Here is a 17871-nt window from a genome sequence, read left to right as displayed (position 1 = left end):
ATCCATGGCTAGAAGTTTCCCACAATGAAGTCTTTGAAACGGCCAAAAGCGGTCTTCATCGATCCACTCTTTTGTGCCACCTTGAAACCGCGCAAGCGCGCCAGGCGTGCTTCATCTAGCAAACCCATGACTGTAGCCGAGCGGGGCTGGGCCACCATGTCAGCCAAAGCGCTGGAATACTTCGGAATGCCGCGGCGCACGGGCTTGAGGAAGATGTCCTCGGCCAGCTCGACCATGCCCGGCATGACCGAGCTGCCGCCGGTGATGACGATGCCCGAGGACAGCACCTCCTCGTAGCCCGATTCGCGGATCACCTGCTGCACCAGCGAGAAGATTTCCTCGACGCGCGGCTCGATGACGCCGGCCAGCGCCTGCTTGCTGATCATGCGCGGGCTGCGGTCGCCCAGTCCCGGCACCTCGACCTGGCTGTCGGGGTCGGCCAGCAATTGCTTGGCATAGCCGCTCTCGACCTTGATGTCCTCGGCGTCCTTGGTCGGAGTGCGCAGCGCCATGGCGATATCGCTGGTGATCAGGTCGCCGGCAATGGGAATGACGGCGGTGTGGCGGATCGCGCCGCCGGTGAAGATCGCGACGTCGGTGGTGCCCGCGCCGATGTCCACCACGGCCACGCCCAGCTCGCGCTCGTCGTCGGTGAGCACTGCCTGGCTGGAAGCCAGCGGGTTGAGCAGCAGCTGCTCGACCTCCAGGCCGCAGCGGCGCACACACTTGATGATGTTCTCGGCCGCGCTCTGCGCGCCGGTGACGATGTGGATCTTGGCTTCCAGGCGGATGCCGCTCATGCCGATGGGCTCGCGCACGTCCTGGCCGTCGATCACGAATTCCTGCGGCTCGACCAGCAGCAGCCGCTGGTCGGAGGAGATGTTGATGGCCTTGGCCGTCTCGACCACGCGCGCCACGTCGGTGGGCGTGACTTCCTTGTCCTTGACGGCCACCATGCCGCTGGAATTGAGCCCGCGGATATGGCTGCCGGTAATGCCGGTGCATACGCGCTGGATCTTGCAGTCGGCCATCAGCTCGGCTTCCTTGAGCGCGAGCTGGATGCTCTGCACCGTGGCGTCGATGTTCACCACCACGCCGCGCTTGAGCCCGTTGCTGGGCGCCACGCCCAGGCCGGCGAGCTTGAGTTCGCCATTGGGCAGCACTTCGGCCACCACGGCCATGACCTTGGCGGTGCCAATGTCCAGGCCGACGACCACATCTTTGTATTCTCTAGCCATATCAGAGTCCGCCCTCGGTTGGTCCCATCTTCTCGTTCTGTCGCATATGCCGTCTTTCAGTTCCGCGCCGCTGCAGCCGGTTGGGGCTTGGGCTGGGGTTTGGGGCGTGGGGGCGGCATCTTGCCCTGTACCGTGCTCACGCCGTGCAGCCGCAGCGCATAGCCATCCTCATAACGCAGGTCTGCCGATTCCAGCGCGTCGGCGCGGCGCTGGTATTGCGCCGTGACGGCCTCCAGCGTGCGCACGAAGCGCTGCACGCGCTGCAGCACCTGCTCGACCGTGCCGCCGCCGAGCTCGACCTGCGCGCCATTGCCCAGCCGCGCGCGCCAGCTGCCGCGCTCGCTGAGCACCAGCTCGTCGATCTCCAGCGACAGCGGCGCCAGCGCCGGCGCCAGCATGCGGTAGAACTGCAGCACCTGCTGCGAGCTGTTGTCCGGGCCCTGCAGCCGCGGAATGCCCTCGCGGTCGACCTCGCCGACGTTGGCCTCGAACACCTCGCCAAAGCTGTTGACCATCTCCGCGCCGGTGTCGGGGCCCCAGAAGGCCTCGGCCACATGCTCGTGCAGCTCGACGCGCAGGCTGTTGGGGTATTCGCGCCGCACCTGGGCCTCGCGCACCCAGGGCACCTGCTCGAAGGTCTCGCGCGCCGCGCCCAGGTCGATGGTGAAGAAATTGCCCGTCAGGCTGGGCGCGACGTTGGCGCGCAGCGTGACCGCGTTGTTGTGCACCAGCTCGCCCTCGACGATGATGCGGCTGATGGCGAATGCCGGATGGCGCACCACCCACCAGCTGGCCGCCGCCAGCACCAGCGCGGCGCAGCCCAGGAACAGGACCGTGGCGGTCACGTTCATGAGCTTGACGTCGAGCGGAGCGGGCAGCGTCTGCTTCATCATGGCCGGCCTGCGCCTCCATCGAGGGCCGCATTGGCCAGGATGCGCAGGCACAGCGCCTCGTAGCTGATGCCCGAGGCGCGTGCCGCCATCGGCACCAGCGAATGGCTGGTCATGCCGGGCGAGGTGTTGATCTCCAGCAGGAAGGGCTGGCGGTCGCTGGCGCGGACCATGATGTCGGCGCGCGCCCAGCCGCGGCAGCCCAGCGTGCGGAAGGCCTTCTCGACGATGCGCTGGATGGCTTCCTCCTCGGCCGCGGGCAGGCCGCTCGGGCAGTGGTACTGCGTGGTGTCGGTGAAGTACTTGTTCTGGTAGTCGTAGTTGCCTTCGGGCGCAACGATGCGGATCACCGGCAGCGCCTGTGCCTGGCCGGCGCTCTCGAGCACCGGGCAGGTGGTCTCGTCGCCGGCGATGAACTGCTCGCACAGCACCTCGGGGTCGTATTGCGAGGCCAGCGCATAGGCTTCGGCGCATTGCTCGGCGCTCGTGACCTTGGTCAGGCCGATGGTGGAGCCTTCGCGCGCGGGCTTGACGATCATCGGCGCGCCCAGGGCGGCGAGCGCGGCGCGGGTTTCCTCGGCGCTGGCCACCAGACGCCAGTCGGGCGTGGGCAGGCCCTCGAAGCGCCAGATGCGCTTGGTCATGATCTTGTCCATGGCGATGCTCGAGGCCATGACGCCGGGGCCGGTGTAGGGAATGTCGAGCAGCTCGAGCGCGCCCTGCACCGTGCCGTCCTCGCCGAAACGGCCGTGCAGCGCGATGAAGCAGCGCGCGAAGCCCTCGGTCTTGAGCGCCGACAGATCGCGCTCGGCGGGATCGAAGGCATGCGCGTCGACGCCGCGCGCGCGCAGCGCGTCGAGCACGCCCTGCCCCGACATCAGCGAGACCTCGCGCTCGGACGAGCGCCCCCCCATCAGCACGGCCACCTTGCCGAATGCCTTCACATCGATATCCATATCCGCCTTTGCGTCCACTGCGCTCATACCACGACCTTCTCTTCGCTGGGCTGCACGGCCAGCAGCTGCACCACCTTGCCCGGCACGGCGCCGATCGAGCCCGCGCCCATGCACAGCACCACATCCCCGGCGCGCGCATTGTCCGCGATGACCCTTGGCAGATCGGCCACGTTCTCCACGAACACCGGCTCGACGCGCCCGGCCACGCGCAGCGCGCGCGCCAGCGAGCGGCCGTCGGCGGCCACGATCGCGGCCTCGCCCGCGGCGTAGACCTCGGTCAGCAGCACCAGGTCGGCATCGCCGATGACCTTGACGAAATCCTCGAAACAGTCGCGCGTGCGGCTGTAGCGGTGCGGCTGGAAGGCCAGCACCAGGCGCTGACCCGGGAACGCGCCGCGCGCCGCGGCCAGCGTGGCCGCCATCTCCACCGGGTGGTGGCCGTAGTCGTCGATGACATGGAAGCTGCCGCCGTCGCGGCTGGGCACCTCGCCGTAGCGCTGGAAGCGCCGGCCCACGCCCTTGAAGTTCTGCAGCGCGCGCAGCAGCGCGGCGTCGTCGAGGTCGAGTTCCATGGCCACGGACACGGCCGCCAGCGCGTTGAGCACGTTGTGCTCGCCCGGCAGGCTCAGCACGACGTCCAGATCGGGATAGGTGCCATTGCCCGGCGGGCCTTCGCGGCGCACCGTGAAGTGCATCTCGCCGCCGCGCGCCTGCACGTTGATGGCGCGCACCTGGGCGTCGGCACTGAAGCCATAGGTGGTCATGGGGCGCGCGACGCTGGTCAGGATGTCGCGGATGCCGGGGCTGTCGACGCACAGCACCGCGCGGCCGTAGAAGGGCATGCGGTGCAGGAACTCGACGAACGCGCTCTTGAGCCGGCCGAAGTCGTGGCCGTAGGTCTCCATGTGGTCGGCATCGATGTTCGTGACCACCGCCATGCACGGCAGCAGGTTCAGGAACGAGGCGTCGGATTCGTCGGCCTCGACCACGATGTAGTCGCCCTGCCCCAGCTGGGCATTGGCGCCGGCGCTGTTGAGCTTGCCGCCGATGACGAAGGTCGGGTCCAGCCCGGCCTCGGCCAGCACGCAGGTCACGAGGCTGGTGGTGGTGGTCTTGCCATGCGCGCCGGCAATGGCAATGCCGTGCTTGAAGCGCATCAGCTCGGCGAGCATGAGCGCGCGCGGCACGACGGGAACCTTCTTCGCGCGTGCGGCCAGCACCTCGGGGTTGTCGGCCGTGACGGCCGTGGAGGTGACGACGACGTCGGCGCCCTCGATGTGCTTGGCAAGGTGGCCGACGCAGGTCTTGATGCCCAGGCCCTTGAGCCGCTGCAGCACCGGGCCGTCCACCAGGTCGGAGCCGGAAATGCGGTAGCCGAGGTTCTTCAGCACTTCGGCAATGCCGCTCATGCCGGAGCCGCCGATACCGACGAAATGGATGTGGTGGATGGCGTGTTTCATGCCGCCAGCTCCTCGCATGCGCGCACCACCGCGGCGGTCGCCTCGATCTTTTGCATTTTCTTCGCTTGTTCTGCCCGCTCCAAAAGCGTGGAGCGCTGCATATTTTGTAGCATTTTGGATAACACTTCAGCGCTCATCTCGCGCTGTGGCAGCAACCATCCACCGCCGGCATCGACCAGGAAGCGCGCGTTGCGCGTCTGGTGGTCGTCGACGGCCGAGGGAAAGGGCACATAGACCGCGGCCGCGCCCACGGCGGCGATCTCGGTCACGGTGCTGGCGCCCGCGCGGCAGACGATCACATCGGCATCGGCAAAGGCCTGCGCCGTGTCGTCGATGAAGGGCGTGAGCGTGGCTTCGACGCCCGCGGCCGCGTAGTTCGCGCGCAGCGCCTCGATCTCCCTGGCGCCGCTCTGGTGCAGCACCTGCGGGCGCTGTTCGGCTGGAATCAGCGCCAGCGCCTGGGGCACGGTCTCGTTGAGCGCGCGCGCGCCCAGGCTGCCGCCCACGACCAGCAGCCGCAGCGGCCCGCTGCGGCCGGCGAAGCGCTCGGCCGGCAGCGGCTGCTGCGTGAAGGCCGGGCGCAGCGGATTGCCGACCCATTGGCCCTTGGCGAACACCTTGGGAAAGGCCGTGAACACGCGGTCTGCCACGCCCGCCATGACGCGGTTGGCCATGCCGGCCACCGAGTTCTGCTCGTGCAGCACCAGCGGCTTGCCGGCGAGCACCGCCATCATGCCGCCGGGAAAGCTGATGTAGCCGCCCAGCCCCACGACCACATCGGGCTTGACGCGGCGCACCACGGCCAGCGCCTGCCAGAAGGCCTTGAGCAAACGCAGCGGCAGCAGCGCCAGCGTCAACAGGCCCTTGCCGCGCACGCCGGAGAAGTCGATGGTCTCGAGCGTGAAGCCCTGGGGCGGCACCAGCCGCGACTCCATGCTGCCGGGCGCGCCCAGCCAGTGCACCTGCCAGCCGCGCTCGCGCAGCGCGTGCGCCACGGCCAGGCCCGGGAAGATATGGCCGCCGGTGCCGCCGGCCATGACCAATGCGGTCTTGCTCATGGATGTCCTCCGCGCATGAGTTCCTTGTTTTCGTAATCCACGCGCAACACCACGGCCAGCGCCACCAGGTTCATCAATATCGCCGACCCGCCAAAGCTCATGAACGGCAGCGTCAGCCCCTTGGTGGGCAGCGCGCCGAGGTTCACCCCCATGTTGATGAAGGCCTGGAAGCCCACCCAGACCGCGACGCCCTGCGCCACCAGCCCGGAGAACACCCGGTCCAACGCCACCGCGCGGCGGCCGATGTGCATGATGCGGCGCGTGATCCACAGGAACATGATGATCAGCGTCAGCACGCCCATCAGGCCGAATTCCTCGCCGATGACGGCCAGCAGGAAGTCGGTGTGCGCCTCGGGCAGCCAGTGCAGCTTCTCGACGCTGCGGCCCAGGCCCACGCCGAAGATCTCGCCGCGGCCGATGGCAATGAGCGCATGCGAGAGCTGGTAGCCCTTGCCGAGCGCGTGCTTCTCGTCCCAGGGGTTGAGGTAGGCGAAGATGCGCTCGCGCCGCCATTCGGAGAAGCCGATCATGATGACGAAGGCCAGCACCACCAGAAAGGCGATCAGGAAGAACATGCGCGCGTTGACGCCACCCAGGAACAGGATGCCCATGGCAATGACCACGATCACCATGAACGCGCCCATGTCGGGCTCTGCCAGCAGCAGCACGCCGACCACGACCACCGCCGCGCCCATCGGCAGCACGGCGCGGAAGAACCGCTCCTTCACCGCCATCTTGCGCACCATGTAGTCGGCCGCGTAGATCAGCACCGCGAACTTGGCCAGCTCCGAGGGCTGGAAGTTCATGATGCCCAGCGACAGCCAGCGGCGCGCGCCGTTGACCACCGTGCCCACATGCGGGATCAGCACCGCCACCAGCAGCACCAGCGACAGCAGGAACAGCTTGCGCGCGATCTTCTCCCAGGTCGCCATAGAGACCTGGAAGGCCAGCAGCGCGCCGACGAAGGCCATGCCGATGGCCATGCTGTGGCGCAGCAGGAAATGGGTGGGCGCGATCTTGCCGAAGCGCGGGTTGTCGGGCATCGCGATCGATGCCGAATAGACCATGATGATGCTCCAGGCCAGCAGCCCGATCACCATCCAGATCAATGCCTGGTCCAGGCCCAGCACGCTGGCCGGGGTCACCGTCGGGCGGCGGTACTGCGGCCCGCCCACGCGCACCGGCAGCACGTCGACGGCCTTGTCGGAGATGCCGCCGAACCAGGCGCCAAAGCGCTGCCTGAAGGAAGCGGCGGCGCTCATACCCAGCCCTCCAGATCCTGGCCCGCGTCCTGCGCGAGCTCCTGCACGGCGCGCACGAACTGGCGCGCGCGGTCCTCGTAATCCTGGAACATGTCGAAGCTGGCGCAGGCCGGCGACATCAGCACCGCCTCTCCCGGCCGCGCCTGCGCCTGGGCCAGGGTCACGGCCTGCTGCATCGAATCGGCCGCCAGCAGCGGCACGCCGCTGGCCTCGAGCGCCGCGCGGATCAGCGGCGCATCGCGCCCGATCAGCACCACGGCGCGCGCATAGCGCGCCACGGGCGCGGCCAGCGGCGAGAAATCCTGGTCCTTGCCGACGCCTCCCATGATCGCCACCAGGCGCCGGTCGGCGCCCAGGCCCGTGAGCGCGGCCACGGTGGCACCCACGTTGGTGCCCTTGCTGTCGTCGAAGAATTCGATCTCGTTCACCACGCCCACCGGTTCCACGCGATGCGGCTCGCCGCGGTACTCGCGCAGCCCATAGAGCATGGGCGCGAGCGCGCAGCCCGCGGCGGTGGCCAGCGCCAGCGCCGCCAGCGCGTTGATGGCGTTGTGGCGGCCGCGGATGCGCAGCGCATCCGCTGGCATCAGCCGCTGGATATGCAAATCGTCCTGCGGCGCGCGCGCGCGCTTGGCCGGCCCATCGGCTTCCAGCGCGCGCACCAGCCAGGCCATGCCGGCCACGACCTCGATGCCGAAGTCGCCGGGGCGCCGCGGCATGTCGCCGCCAAAGGTGACGTGCACGCGCTCCTGCGGGCGCTGCAGCTTCACGCGCGTGGGCGCCGGCAGCATCTGCATGACGGCGGGGTCTTCGCGGTTGAGCACCATCAGCCCGTTGCCGAAGATGCGCGCCTTGGCGGCGGCATAGGCATCCAGATTGCCATGCCAGTCCAGATGGTCCTGGCTGATATTGAGCACCGTCGCGGCGGTGGGCGAAAAACCCGTCGCTGCATCGAGCTGGAAGCTCGACAGCTCGAGCACCCAGGCCTCGGGCAGCGTGCCGGCATCGATATGGCCGGACAGCGTGTCGAGCAGCGTCGGGCCGATATTGCCGGCCACGGCCACGCTCTTGCCGGCATGCGCCAGCAGCTGGCCGGTCAGCGAGGTCACGGTGGTCTTGCCATTGGTGCCGGTGATCGCCAGCACCCTGGGCTGGTAGCCATGGCCCTGCGCCAGCGCCTGCAGCGCCAGCGCGAACAGATCGAGCTCGCCGCTCAGGCGCAGGCCCTGGGCCTTTGCGGCCTCGAGCACAGGAGCGAGCTGTTGCGGGCTCAGGCCCGGGGAGCGGTAGAGGGTGGTGAAATTCTGGCCGTCGAGCAGCGCGGCATCGAAGGCGCCGGCGACGAAGCGCACCTGCGGCAGCTCCTGCTGCAGCACGGCCCGCTGCGGCGGATTGTCACGCGTATCGGCCACCGTCACCTGGGCGCCCAGGCGCGCGCACCAGCGCGCCATGGCCAGGCCCGAGGCGCCCAGGCCCAGCACCAGCAGTTGCTGGTCCGCCATCGGCAATGCCTCGGCCTGTGGCCAGCCCGCGGGTACCGGGGGCAGCTCGGGCGCGGCTTCTTCCTGTGCCTGCACCTCCACCGTCTCGATTTCGGCATCTCCGGCCGGCGCGGCCTGCGCAAAGATCTGCGCGACAAAGGCGGCTGCATCCTCGGCGGCATGCAGCGTGCCCAATGCGGGCATGGGCTGCGCAGGAGCTTCGGCAGGCGCGGCCTCAGGCTGCGCCACGTCCACGGCGGGCAGCGCCTCGTCCGGCAGTTCGCCGTCCGCGGGATGGAAAGTGGCGTCGGGCGTATTCATCGCAGTTTCAGCGTGGACAGGCCGACCAGGCACAGCAGCATGGTGATGATCCAGAAACGCGTCACGACCTGCGTCTCCTTCCAGCCGCTCTTCTCGAAATGGTGGTGCAGCGGCGCCATCTTCAAGAGGCGCCGGCCTTCGCCATAGCGTTTCTTGGTGTACTTGAACCAGACCACCTGCAGCATGACGGACAGCGCCTCGGCGACGAAGATGCCGCCCATGATGGCCAGCACGATTTCCTGGCGCACGATCACCGCGATGGTGCCCAGCGCGCCGCCCAGCGCCAGCGCGCCGACGTCGCCCATGAACACCTGCGCCGGATGGGCGTTGAACCACAGGAAGGCCAGGCCCGCGCCGGCCATGGCGGCGCAGAACACCAGCAGCTCGCCGGCGCCCGAGATATGCGGGAACAGCAGGTAGCGCGAGAAATTGACGCTGCCCGTCACGTAGGCGAAGATGCCCAGCGCCGAGCCGACCATGATCACCGGCATGATCGCCAGGCCGTCGAGGCCGTCCGTCAGGTTGACGGCGTTGCTCGCGCCGACGATCACCAGGTAGGTCAGGATCACGAAGCCCAGCACGCCCAGCGGGTAGCTGACCTCCTTGAAGAAGGGCACCAGCAGCCCGGCCTTGGGCGGAAGGTCCATGGCGAAGCCCGACTGCACCCAGCGGATGAACAGCTCGAACACCTGCATGTTGCTGTTCTCGGAGATGCTGAACACCAGGTAGAGCGCGGCCAGCAGGCCGATCACCGACTGCCAGAAATACTTCTCGCCCGAGCGCATGCCCTCGGGGTCCTTGTTGACGACCTTGCGCCAGTCATCGACCCAGCCGATCGCGCCAAAGCCCAGCGTCACCAGCAGCACGATCCAGACGAAGCGGTTCGACGGCTCGAACCACAGCAGCGTCGAGATGGCAATGGATATCAGGATCAGCACGCCGCCCATGGTGGGCGTGCCGCTCTTGGCCAGATGGGTCTCCATGCCGTAGCCGCGCACCGGCTGGCCGATCTTCAGCGAGGTCAGCAGGCGGATCACGCGCGGGCCGGCCACCAGGCCGATCAGCAGCGCCGTCATGGCGGCCATCACGGCGCGCAGTGTCAGATACTGGAAGACGCGCAGAAAGCCGAATTCCGGCGACAGGCCCTGCAACCATTGAAAAAGCATCAGCAGCATGCGGCCTCCGCTGCTGCATTGTCCGCGCACGCCGAAATGGCCTGCACCACCTGTTCCATCTTCATGAACCGAGATCCCTTGACCAACACGCTGCCCACCGCGGGCAGCCCTTCGCGCAGCGCTGCCTGCAGCGCCGCCATGTCCTTGAAATGCCGCGCCGCCGCGCCGCAGGCCGCAGCCGCATGCGCGCTCTGCTCGCCCAGCGCCAGCAGCCGCTCGATGCCCTTCTCCCGCGCATAGGCGCCGGCCTCGGCATGGAACTGCGGCCCCTGGTCGCCAACCTCGCCCATGTCGCCCATGACCAGCCAGCGTGGCGCCGGCAGCTCGGCCAGCACGTCGATCGCGGCGCGCATCGAGTCCGGGTTGGCGTTGTAGCTGTCGTCGATGACCGTGATGCCGCGCCCGCCGATCTGCACGCTCAAAGCGCGCGAGCGGCCGGTGACGGGAACGAAGGCATCGAGCCCCGCGGCAATGGCGGCCAGCGGCACGCCGGCGGCCAGCGCGCAGGCGGTGGCGGCCAGCGCATTGCGCACATTGTGGCGCCCGGCAATCCGCAGCCTGGCTTCGAACTCGCCCGCGGTCGTGGCAATGCGCACCTGCCAGGCGCCCTGCTGCCACTGCGCTGCCAGCGCATGCACCTGGGCACCGTCCGCGCGCTCACCAAAAAGAATGCAGCGGCGCTCGCCTGCCAGCCCTTGCCATACCGGCGAATATTCCTCGCCTGCCGGAAACACCGCCACGCCATCGGCGGGCAGCGCCGCCAGCACCGAGCCATTTTCCTCGGCCACGGCCTGCACCGTGCGCATGAATTCCAGATGCTCGCGCTGCGCGTTGTTGACCAGCGCCACCGTGGGCCGCGCGATGCGCGCCAGCTCGGCGATCTCGCCGGGGTGGTTCATGCCCAGCTCCACCACGGCCAGCCGGTGCGCGGGCGCCAGGCGCAGCAGCGTCAGCGGCACGCCGATGGCGTTGTTGAAATTGCCGCGCGTGGCCAGCGCCGCGTCGCCCGCCTGCGCCGAAAGGATGGCGGCGATCATCTGCGTGACCGTGGTCTTGCCGTTGCTGCCGGTGACGGCGATCAGCGGCAGCGCGAATTGCGCGCGCCAGCCCCGGGCCAGGATGCCCAGCGCCGCCAGGCTGTCCTCGACTTCGATGCCCGGCAGACCGGATTCCGCCAGGCGCCCGGGATGCGCCAGTGCCGCGGCCGCGCCGCTGTCTTTGGCCTGGCCCAGGAAATCATTGGCATCGAAACGCTCGCCCTTGAGGGCCACGAACAGGTCGCCCGGCTGCAGGCTGCGCGTGTCCGTGTGCACGCGCGCGAGCTGCGTCCGGCCGTCGCCGATCAGGCGGGCCGTGGGGATCTGCGGCTGGATCAGCGCCAGCGCTTGGTTCAGGGTCATCATGACCGTTTCATTCCTTCTCGCGCCGCCAGCGCCTTGCGCGCCTCGGCCATGTCCGAGAACGCGCGCTTCACGCCCGCGATCTCCTGGTAATCCTCGTGTCCCTTGCCGGCAATCAGCACCACGTCCTTGGGCCCCGCCTCGGCCAGCGTTTCGGCAATGGCTGCGGCGCGGTCGGCTTCGGAATGCAGCTGCTGCGACGGCACCATGCCGCCCAGGATCTGCGCGATGATCGCGTCCGGGTCCTCGCCGCGCGGGTTGTCGCTGGTCACGACCACGCAGTCGGCATGGCGCTGCGCCGCCGCGCCCATCAGCGGGCGCTTGCTGGCGTCGCGGTTGCCGCCGCAGCCGAAGATGCACCACAGCCGGCCGCCGCGCTGGCGCGCCGCCGGGCGCAGTGCCTGCAGCGCCTGCTCCAGCGCATCGGGGGTATGTGCGTAATCCACCGCCACCAGCGGCTGGCCCGGCTGCGCGATCTGCTGCATGCGCCCGGGCACGGGCTCGAGCTCGGCGCAGGCGGCCACCGCCTGGTCCAGGCCCAGGCCCAGCGCGCGCAGCGCGGCGAGCACGCCCAGCAGATTGGCGACGTTGTATTGCCCGACCAGGCGGGTGCGCAGCACATGGCTGTGCGCGTCCTCGATGACGGTGAATTGCAGGCCCTCGCGGCCCAGCGTGATGTCCTTGGCCTGCAGCCGCGCGGGGCCTTGCGTGGAAACGCTCCACACATCCAGGTCGCGCGACTGCAGCCGTGCCCACAGGCGCGCGCCCTGCGGGTCGTCGACATTGACCACCGCCGCCTGCAGGCCGGGCCAGTCGAACAGCGCCGCCTTGGCCTGCCAGTAGGCCTGCATGTCCAGGTGGTAGTCCAGATGGTCCTGGGTGAAATTGGTGAAGATCGCCACGCGGATGCGCGTGCCGGCGAGCCGGTGCTCGGCCAGGCCAATGGAAGAGGCTTCCATGGCGCAGGCGGCCACGCCTGCGTCCACATAGTCGCGCAGCACGCGCTGCAGGCGCACCGGGTCGGGGGTGGTGAGGCCGGTTTCCTCCAGATGCGGCGGCACGCCCACGCCCAGCGTGCCGACCATGGCGCAGCCCCGGCGCTCGCCGAAGGACTGCCGCGCCAATGCATGCGCCAGCCACCAGGCCGTCGTGGTCTTGCCGTTGGTGCCGGTGACGGCCAGCACCTGCAGCGCTTCGCTCGGACGCCCGTACCAGAGCGCCGCGATCTCGCCGCTGGCGGCCTTGAGCCCGGGCAGCGCGGCAATGCGCTCGTCGGCAAAGCCGAAGGCCTCGACCCCCTGCGCCTCGACCAGGCAGGCCGCGGCCCCGCGCGCCAGCGCCGCGGCGACATGCGCGCGGCCGTCGGTGGCGGCGCCGGGCCAGGCAATGAAGGCGTCGCCTGCGGACACCTGGCGGCTGTCGGTCTGCAGCCGGCCGTTGATCCGCCCGCGCAGCCATTGCACCGCCTGCTGCGCCGAAGTCAGTTGCACCAGGCTCACAGCGGCTCCTCCACCGGATTGGCGACGATCTGCGGCACGACGGCGACATCGGGCGGCACGCCCATCAGCCGCAGCGTCTGCTGCACGACCTCGCTGAACACCGGCGCGGCCACCGTGCCGCCGTAGAAGCTGCCGGTGCTGGGTTCGTCCACCATGACGGCGACGATCACGCGCGGCTTGTCCACCGGCGCCAGGCCCGTGAACCAGGCGCGGTACTTGCCCGCGGCATAGTGCTTGCCGACCTGCTTGCGCGCCGTGCCCGACTTGCCGCCCACCGAATAGCCCACGGTCTGGGCCTTCTGGCCGGTGCCGCCCGGGCCGGCGGCCAGCGCCAGCATCTGGCGCACCTGGTTGGCGGTGCGCTCGGAGAAGATCGGCACGCCCACGGGCGGCTCGTCGCGCTTGAGCATGGTGGCGGGAATCACCCGCCCGTCATTGGCGAACACGGTGTACGAGCGCGTCATCTGCAGCAGGCTGGCCGACAGGCCGTAGCCGTACGACATCGTTGCCTGCTCGACCGGGCGCCAGCTCTTGTATGGGCGCAGGCGGCCGCTGGCCGCGCCAGGGAAGGAGATCTGCGGCTTCTGGCCGAAGCCGACGGCGGAATAGCCCTCCCACATCTGCTGCGCCGTGAGCATCTGGGAAATCTTGGTCGTGCCGACGTTGCTCGACTTCTGCACCACGCCGGCCACGGTGAGCAGGCCGTAGTTGTGCGTGTCGGAAATCGTCGAGCCGGTCACGTTGATGCGCCCGGGATTGGTGTCCACGGGCGTTTCGGGCTTGACCTTGCCGGCCTCGAGCGCGATGCCGACGGTGATCGGCTTCATGGTCGAGCCGGGCTCGAACACGTCGGTGATCGCGCGGTTGCGCAGCTGCTCGCCGGTCAGGTTCTTGCGCTTGTCGGGCACGTAGCTCGGGTAGTTGGCCAGCGCCAGCAGCTCGCCGGTGCGCGCGTCCATCACCACCACGCTGCCGGCCTTGGCCTTGAAGGCCTCGACCTGCTCGCGCAGCTTCTGGTAGGCGAAGTACTGCACCTTGCTGTCGATGGACAGCTGGATGTCCTGGCCGTCCATCGGCGGCACCTCTTCGCCCACGCCCTCGACGACGCGGCCCATGCGGTCCTTGATGACGCGGCGCGAGCCGGCCTTGCCGCCGAGCTCCGTGTTGAAGGCCAGCTCCATGCCTTCCTGGCCCTGGTCCTCGACATTGGTGAAGCCGACGACGTGCGCCGCGGGCTCGCCCTCGGGGTACTGGCGCTTGTATTCCTTGCGCTGGTAGATGCCCTTGATGCCCAGCGCCTTGATCTGCTCGCCGATGTCCCAGTCGAGCTGGCGCTTGATCCAGACGAAGGTCTTGTCCTCGTCGGCCAGCTTGGCATCGAGCGCGGCGGGCGTCATCTCCAGCAGCTCGGCCAGCCTGGGCATCTTGGCCGCGACCTCGGGGTCTTCCTTGTCGACGTCCTCGGGAATGGCCCAGATGCTGGCCGCGGGCACGCTCGAGGCCAGGATCAGCCCGTTGCGGTCGAGAATGCGGCCGCGGTTGGCCGGCAGCTCCAGCGTGCGCGCGAAGCGCACCTCGCCCTGGCGCTGGAAGAAATCGTTGCCGAACACCTGTACATAGGCGGCGCGCGCGCCCAGACCCACGAAGCCCAGCGCCAGCATGGCAACAATCATCTTGCTGCGCCACAGCGGCGTCTTGCTGGCCAGCAAGGGGCTCGAGGTGTAGAGCACGCTGCGCGTCATGGGGCGGTCTCCAGGCGGGCGTTGTCCTGCACGTATTGCGTGATGGCCGGCGTGGCGGAATGCATCTTGAGCTGCTCGCGCGCCATGGTTTCCACGCGCAGCGGCGTGGCCTGCGCGCGCTTTTCCACCTCCAGGCGCTGGCTTTCGGTCGCAAGCCGGCGCGATTCGCTGACGGAGCGGTCGAGCTCGGTGAACAGCCGGCGCGACTCGTACTGCGAGTGCACCAGGAAGATGGCGCTGCCCATGACGGCCAGCAGCAGGATCAGATTCAGGCGCAGCATGGCTGGCCTTTCCACACGGCCATGCGGCTGCCGCAGCACGAGCGCAGCGTCTGCTTCATGCTGGAACCTCTGTGCGCTGCGCTACCCGCATGACCGCCGAGCGCGAGCGCGGATTGGCCGCGACTTCCTCGGCGCTGGGCTTGATGCGGTCGAGCGCCACAAGGCGCATCGGCGTGGGCGCCGCAAACGGCGCGCGCCGGTCGAACACTTCCTTGGAATGCTTCGCGATGAACTGCTTGACGATGCGGTCCTCGAGCGAGTGGAAGCTGATGACCACCAGCCGCCCGCCGGGCGCGAGCACGCGCAGGCTGGCTTCTAGCGCCTGTTCGAGCTCCTGCAGTTCGGCATTGATGAAAATCCGAAGAGCCTGGAAGGTGCGGGTCGCGGGGTTCTGCCCGGCCTCGCGCGTGCGGACGGCGCCAGCCACGAGCTCGGCAAGCTCGCCGGTGGTTGCGAGAGGGCCTTTGTCCTGGCGCCGCGCAACAATCGCCTTTGCAATAGGCCCAGCAAACCGTTCTTCGCCATAGTCACGTATCACCTCCGCAATCTGCTGCATTTCCGCATCGGCCAGCCATTCGGCCACGCTCTGGCCCCGCGTGGTGTCCATGCGCATGTCGAGCGGGGCGTCGAAGCGGAAGCTGAAGCCGCGCTCCGGCGTGTCGATCTGGGGCGAGCTCACGCCCAGGTCCATCAGGACGCCCTGCACGCTGGCATCGGGCAGGTCGGCCAGGCGGCTGAAGCCCTCGTGCTGAATGGAAAAACGCGCATCGGTGATGCGCGCCGCTTCCTGGATGGCTTCCGGGTCCTTGTCGAAGGCCCGGAGCCGCCCCTGCGGCCCCAGGCGCTGGAGAATGAGACGGGAGTGGCCTCCGCGGCCGAAGGTGCCGTCGACCCATTCGCCGGCCGGGGCCGGGCCTGCCGCGCCCAGCAGTGCATCCACCGCTTCGTCGAGCAGAACCGTGATGTGTTGGAGGGGCTGGTTCAATCGCACGCCCTTTAAAAAGCAAAATCCTGGAAAACGTCGGGCATCTGGGCCTGCATGGCCTGTGCCTCCTGGGCGTCATAAGTGGCTTTGTCCCAAAGCTCGAAGTGGTTGCCCATTCCCAGCAGCACGGCGTCACGGCTCAGGCCGACGGCCTCGCGCAGTTCGGGCGAGATCAGCACGCGGCCGGTTCCGTCCATCTCCACGTCCATGGCGTTGCCCAGGAAAATGCGTTTCCACCACTGCGCGGACATCGGCAGCTGCGCGATCCGGTCGCGAAACAGCAGCCACTGCGGGCGGGGGAACAACATCAGGCAGCCATGCGGATGTTTGGTGAGAGTGACCTGCCCTTCGGCCATTTCATTCAAGGCGTCACGATGCCGGGTCGGCACCGATAGCCGACCCTTCGCGTCGAGACTGAGCGAAGAAGCCCCTTGAAACATGATTGCCCTTGGACTGGCGCCCGCCGGTTCGGCCGCTGAAAATGGCGGCGATGGCAGGTTTCACCACTTAATTGCACTTTTTTCCACTGTAGCAGCAAATCGCTGCGCCGCCACAGCGGGTGTGACAATTATTTGCAATGAAATCAAGGACTTAGAACGCTCACAGAAACCGTGTTTGGGCAAAAAGCCGTTGCCCCATAAGCACTTACTCAATTCAGTGCATGTGAACTCTCAGGCGCCTCATGACTGCGGATGTACACAGGCAGGTGCACAAGACGTATACAAGCGTTACTGGAACGGCGGCTTTCGTGGCGTAAATGTCACAAAATGAAACGTGACAGATCCTCATCCTGGCTCAGGGTCTGCAGCCGCGCATCGACATAGGCGGCATCGATGGTGACGGTCTGGCCCGAAAGGCGGGCCGCGAGGAAGCTGACCTCGTCCAGCAGCCGCTCCATCACCGTGGACAGGCGGCGCGCGCCGATGTTCTCGGTGCGCTCGTTGACCTGGAAGGCGGTATGCGCCAGCCGCGTGATGCCGTCGGGTGTGAACTCCAGCGCCACGCCCTCGGTGGCCAGCAGCGCCTGGTACTGCTTGACCAGCGAGGCATGGGTCTGCGTGAGGATCGCCTCGAAGTCCTGCACCGACAGCGACTCGAGCTCGACGCGGATCGGAAAGCGCCCCTGCAGTTCGGGAATCAGGTCGCTGGGCTTGGACAGGTGGAAGGCGCCCGAGGCAATGAACAGGATATGGTCGGTCTTGACCATGCCATATTTGGTCGACACCGTCGTGCCCTCGACCAGCGGCAGCAGGTCGCGCTGCACGCCCTGGCGCGAGACATCCGCGCCGCTGGCTTCCTGGCGCGCCGCGACCTTGTCGATCTCGTCGATGAACACGATGCCGTTTTGCTCGGCATTGGCAATGGCGCGGGTCTTGATCTCTTCCTCATTGACCATCTTGCCGGCTTCCTCGTCGATCAGCAGCTTCAGCGCCTCGGCGATCTTCAGCCGGCGCGTGCGCCGGCGCTCCTGGCCCATCTGGCTGAACAGGCCGCGCATCTGCTCGGCCATCTCCTCCATGCCCTGGGGGCCCATGATCTCGAGCTGCGGCTTCGCGTCGGCCAGGTCGATCTCGATTTCCTTGTCGTCCAGTTGCCCTTCGCGCAGCTTCTTGCGGAACACCTGGCGCGCCGTGCTGTCGGCGGGCGCATCGGCCGTGCGCGCCTGGGGCAGCAGCACATCGAGGATCCGGTCCTCGGCCGCATCCTCGGCGCGCACGCGCAGCTTGCGGACCTCGGCTTCGCGCGTCTGCTTGACGGCGATCTCCGCCAGATCGCGGATGATGGCATCCACATCCTTGCCGACGTAGCCGACTTCGGTGAACTTGGTGGCCTCGACCTTGATGAAGGGCGCATCGGCCAGGCGCGCCAGGCGGCGCGCGATCTCGGTCTTGCCGACACCGGTCGGGCCGATCATCAGGATGTTCTTGGGCGTGATTTCCTGGCGCAGGCTGCCTTCGACCTGCTGGCGGCGCCAGCGGTTGCGCAGCGCGATCGCGACGGCGCGCTTGGCGCCCTGCTGGCCGACGATATGGTGGTCGAGCTCGGAAACGATTTCCTGGGGGGTCATGGAGGACATGTGATTTCAATCCGGTGGGCCGGCGGCGCAGCAATGGCGGCCGGCA

General features: G+C 68.2%; 16 protein-coding genes. 1 reads left to right on the top strand and 15 read right to left on the bottom strand.

Annotated features, from left to right (window positions below; translation table 11 throughout):
• Positions 1-8: 8 nt before the first annotated feature.
• The 14 genes from ftsA to mraZ are packed head-to-tail and all read right to left on the bottom strand — an operon-like array spanning position 9 to position 16188.
• Positions 9-1238 (bottom strand): cell division protein FtsA, encoded by a 1230-nt coding sequence (gene ftsA, locus M9799_RS10700; protein WP_231041665.1) that lies wholly within the window; start codon positions 1236-1238, stop codon positions 9-11.
• Positions 1239-1294: 56 nt separating this feature from the next.
• Positions 1295-2128: a cell division protein FtsQ/DivIB gene (locus M9799_RS10695; protein WP_231042158.1), complete on the bottom strand. Its 834-nt coding sequence runs from the start codon at positions 2126-2128 to the stop codon at positions 1295-1297.
• Entirely contained in the window at positions 2128-3111 is a 984-nt protein-coding gene (locus M9799_RS10690; protein ID WP_231041664.1) for a D-alanine--D-alanine ligase, read from the bottom strand. Before M9799_RS10690 ends, M9799_RS10695 begins: the two co-directional genes overlap by 1 nt.
• The gene (gene murC, locus M9799_RS10685; RefSeq protein WP_231041663.1) at positions 3108-4544 is read right to left on the bottom strand and encodes a UDP-N-acetylmuramate--L-alanine ligase; all 1437 of its coding nucleotides are present in this window, start codon (positions 4542-4544) and stop codon (positions 3108-3110) included. Before murC ends, M9799_RS10690 begins: the two co-directional genes overlap by 4 nt.
• Positions 4541-5602 carry an undecaprenyldiphospho-muramoylpentapeptide beta-N-acetylglucosaminyltransferase gene (gene murG, locus M9799_RS10680; RefSeq protein WP_231041662.1) on the bottom strand — a complete coding sequence of 354 codons (1062 nt, stop codon included), beginning with the start codon at positions 5600-5602 and terminating at the stop codon, positions 4541-4543. The genes murC and murG overlap by 4 nt, the downstream gene beginning before the upstream one ends.
• Positions 5599-6864: a putative lipid II flippase FtsW gene (gene ftsW / locus M9799_RS10675; protein ID WP_231041661.1), complete on the bottom strand. Its 1266-nt coding sequence runs from the start codon at positions 6862-6864 to the stop codon at positions 5599-5601. Before ftsW ends, murG begins: the two co-directional genes overlap by 4 nt.
• Entirely contained in the window at positions 6861-8666 is a 1806-nt protein-coding gene (gene murD / locus M9799_RS10670; RefSeq protein ID WP_422688387.1) for a UDP-N-acetylmuramoyl-L-alanine--D-glutamate ligase, read from the bottom strand. Before murD ends, ftsW begins: the two co-directional genes overlap by 4 nt.
• Positions 8663-9841, bottom strand: coding sequence for a phospho-N-acetylmuramoyl-pentapeptide-transferase (gene mraY / locus M9799_RS10665; RefSeq protein ID WP_231041660.1), 1179 nt, complete (start codon positions 9839-9841; stop codon positions 8663-8665). Before mraY ends, murD begins: the two co-directional genes overlap by 4 nt.
• Positions 9832-11244 carry a UDP-N-acetylmuramoyl-tripeptide--D-alanyl-D-alanine ligase gene (locus tag M9799_RS10660; RefSeq protein ID WP_231041659.1) on the bottom strand — a complete coding sequence of 471 codons (1413 nt, stop codon included), beginning with the start codon at positions 11242-11244 and terminating at the stop codon, positions 9832-9834. Before M9799_RS10660 ends, mraY begins: the two co-directional genes overlap by 10 nt.
• On the bottom strand, positions 11241-12740 hold the full coding sequence (locus tag M9799_RS10655; protein ID WP_231041658.1) for a UDP-N-acetylmuramoyl-L-alanyl-D-glutamate--2,6-diaminopimelate ligase: 1500 nt from the start codon (positions 12738-12740) through the stop codon (positions 11241-11243). Before M9799_RS10655 ends, M9799_RS10660 begins: the two co-directional genes overlap by 4 nt.
• Positions 12737-14482, bottom strand: a complete 1746-nt coding sequence (locus tag M9799_RS10650) for a peptidoglycan D,D-transpeptidase FtsI family protein (RefSeq protein ID WP_231041657.1) — start codon at positions 14480-14482, stop codon at positions 12737-12739. The genes M9799_RS10655 and M9799_RS10650 overlap by 4 nt, the downstream gene beginning before the upstream one ends.
• Positions 14479-14763 carry a cell division protein FtsL gene (gene ftsL / locus M9799_RS10645; protein ID WP_231041656.1) on the bottom strand — a complete coding sequence of 95 codons (285 nt, stop codon included), beginning with the start codon at positions 14761-14763 and terminating at the stop codon, positions 14479-14481. Before ftsL ends, M9799_RS10650 begins: the two co-directional genes overlap by 4 nt.
• Before the next feature lie 55 nt (positions 14764-14818).
• Positions 14819-15748, bottom strand: coding sequence for a 16S rRNA (cytosine(1402)-N(4))-methyltransferase RsmH (rsmH, locus tag M9799_RS10640; protein WP_231041655.1), 930 nt, complete (start codon positions 15746-15748; stop codon positions 14819-14821).
• An 11-nt stretch (positions 15749-15759) separates the two neighbouring features.
• Positions 15760-16188, bottom strand: coding sequence for a division/cell wall cluster transcriptional repressor MraZ (gene mraZ, locus M9799_RS10635; RefSeq protein WP_231041654.1), 429 nt, complete (start codon positions 16186-16188; stop codon positions 15760-15762).
• On the opposite strand from mraZ, the gene M9799_RS10630 reads away from it, so the two are divergent.
• A complete protein-coding gene (locus tag M9799_RS10630) occupies positions 16187-16519 on the top strand; it encodes a hypothetical protein (protein WP_231041653.1) in 333 nt (110 codons plus the stop codon). The genes mraZ and M9799_RS10630 overlap by 2 nt on opposite strands.
• Here the strand turns inward: M9799_RS10630 and hslU are convergent.
• A complete protein-coding gene (hslU, locus tag M9799_RS10625; protein ID WP_231041652.1) occupies positions 16509-17825 on the bottom strand; it encodes an ATP-dependent protease ATPase subunit HslU in 1317 nt (438 codons plus the stop codon). The two genes, M9799_RS10630 and hslU, sit on opposite strands and share 11 nt — an antisense overlap.
• Between the last annotated feature and the right edge of the window lie 46 nt (positions 17826-17871).

Origin of the sequence: Comamonas endophytica (assembly GCF_023634805.2) — a bacterium.
In the GTDB taxonomy this organism is placed as follows: Bacteria; Pseudomonadota; Gammaproteobacteria; order Burkholderiales; family Burkholderiaceae_C; genus Comamonas; species Comamonas endophytica.
Note: the sequence above shows the minus strand (reverse complement) of the source record. Positions and strands in the feature narration are given on the sequence as shown.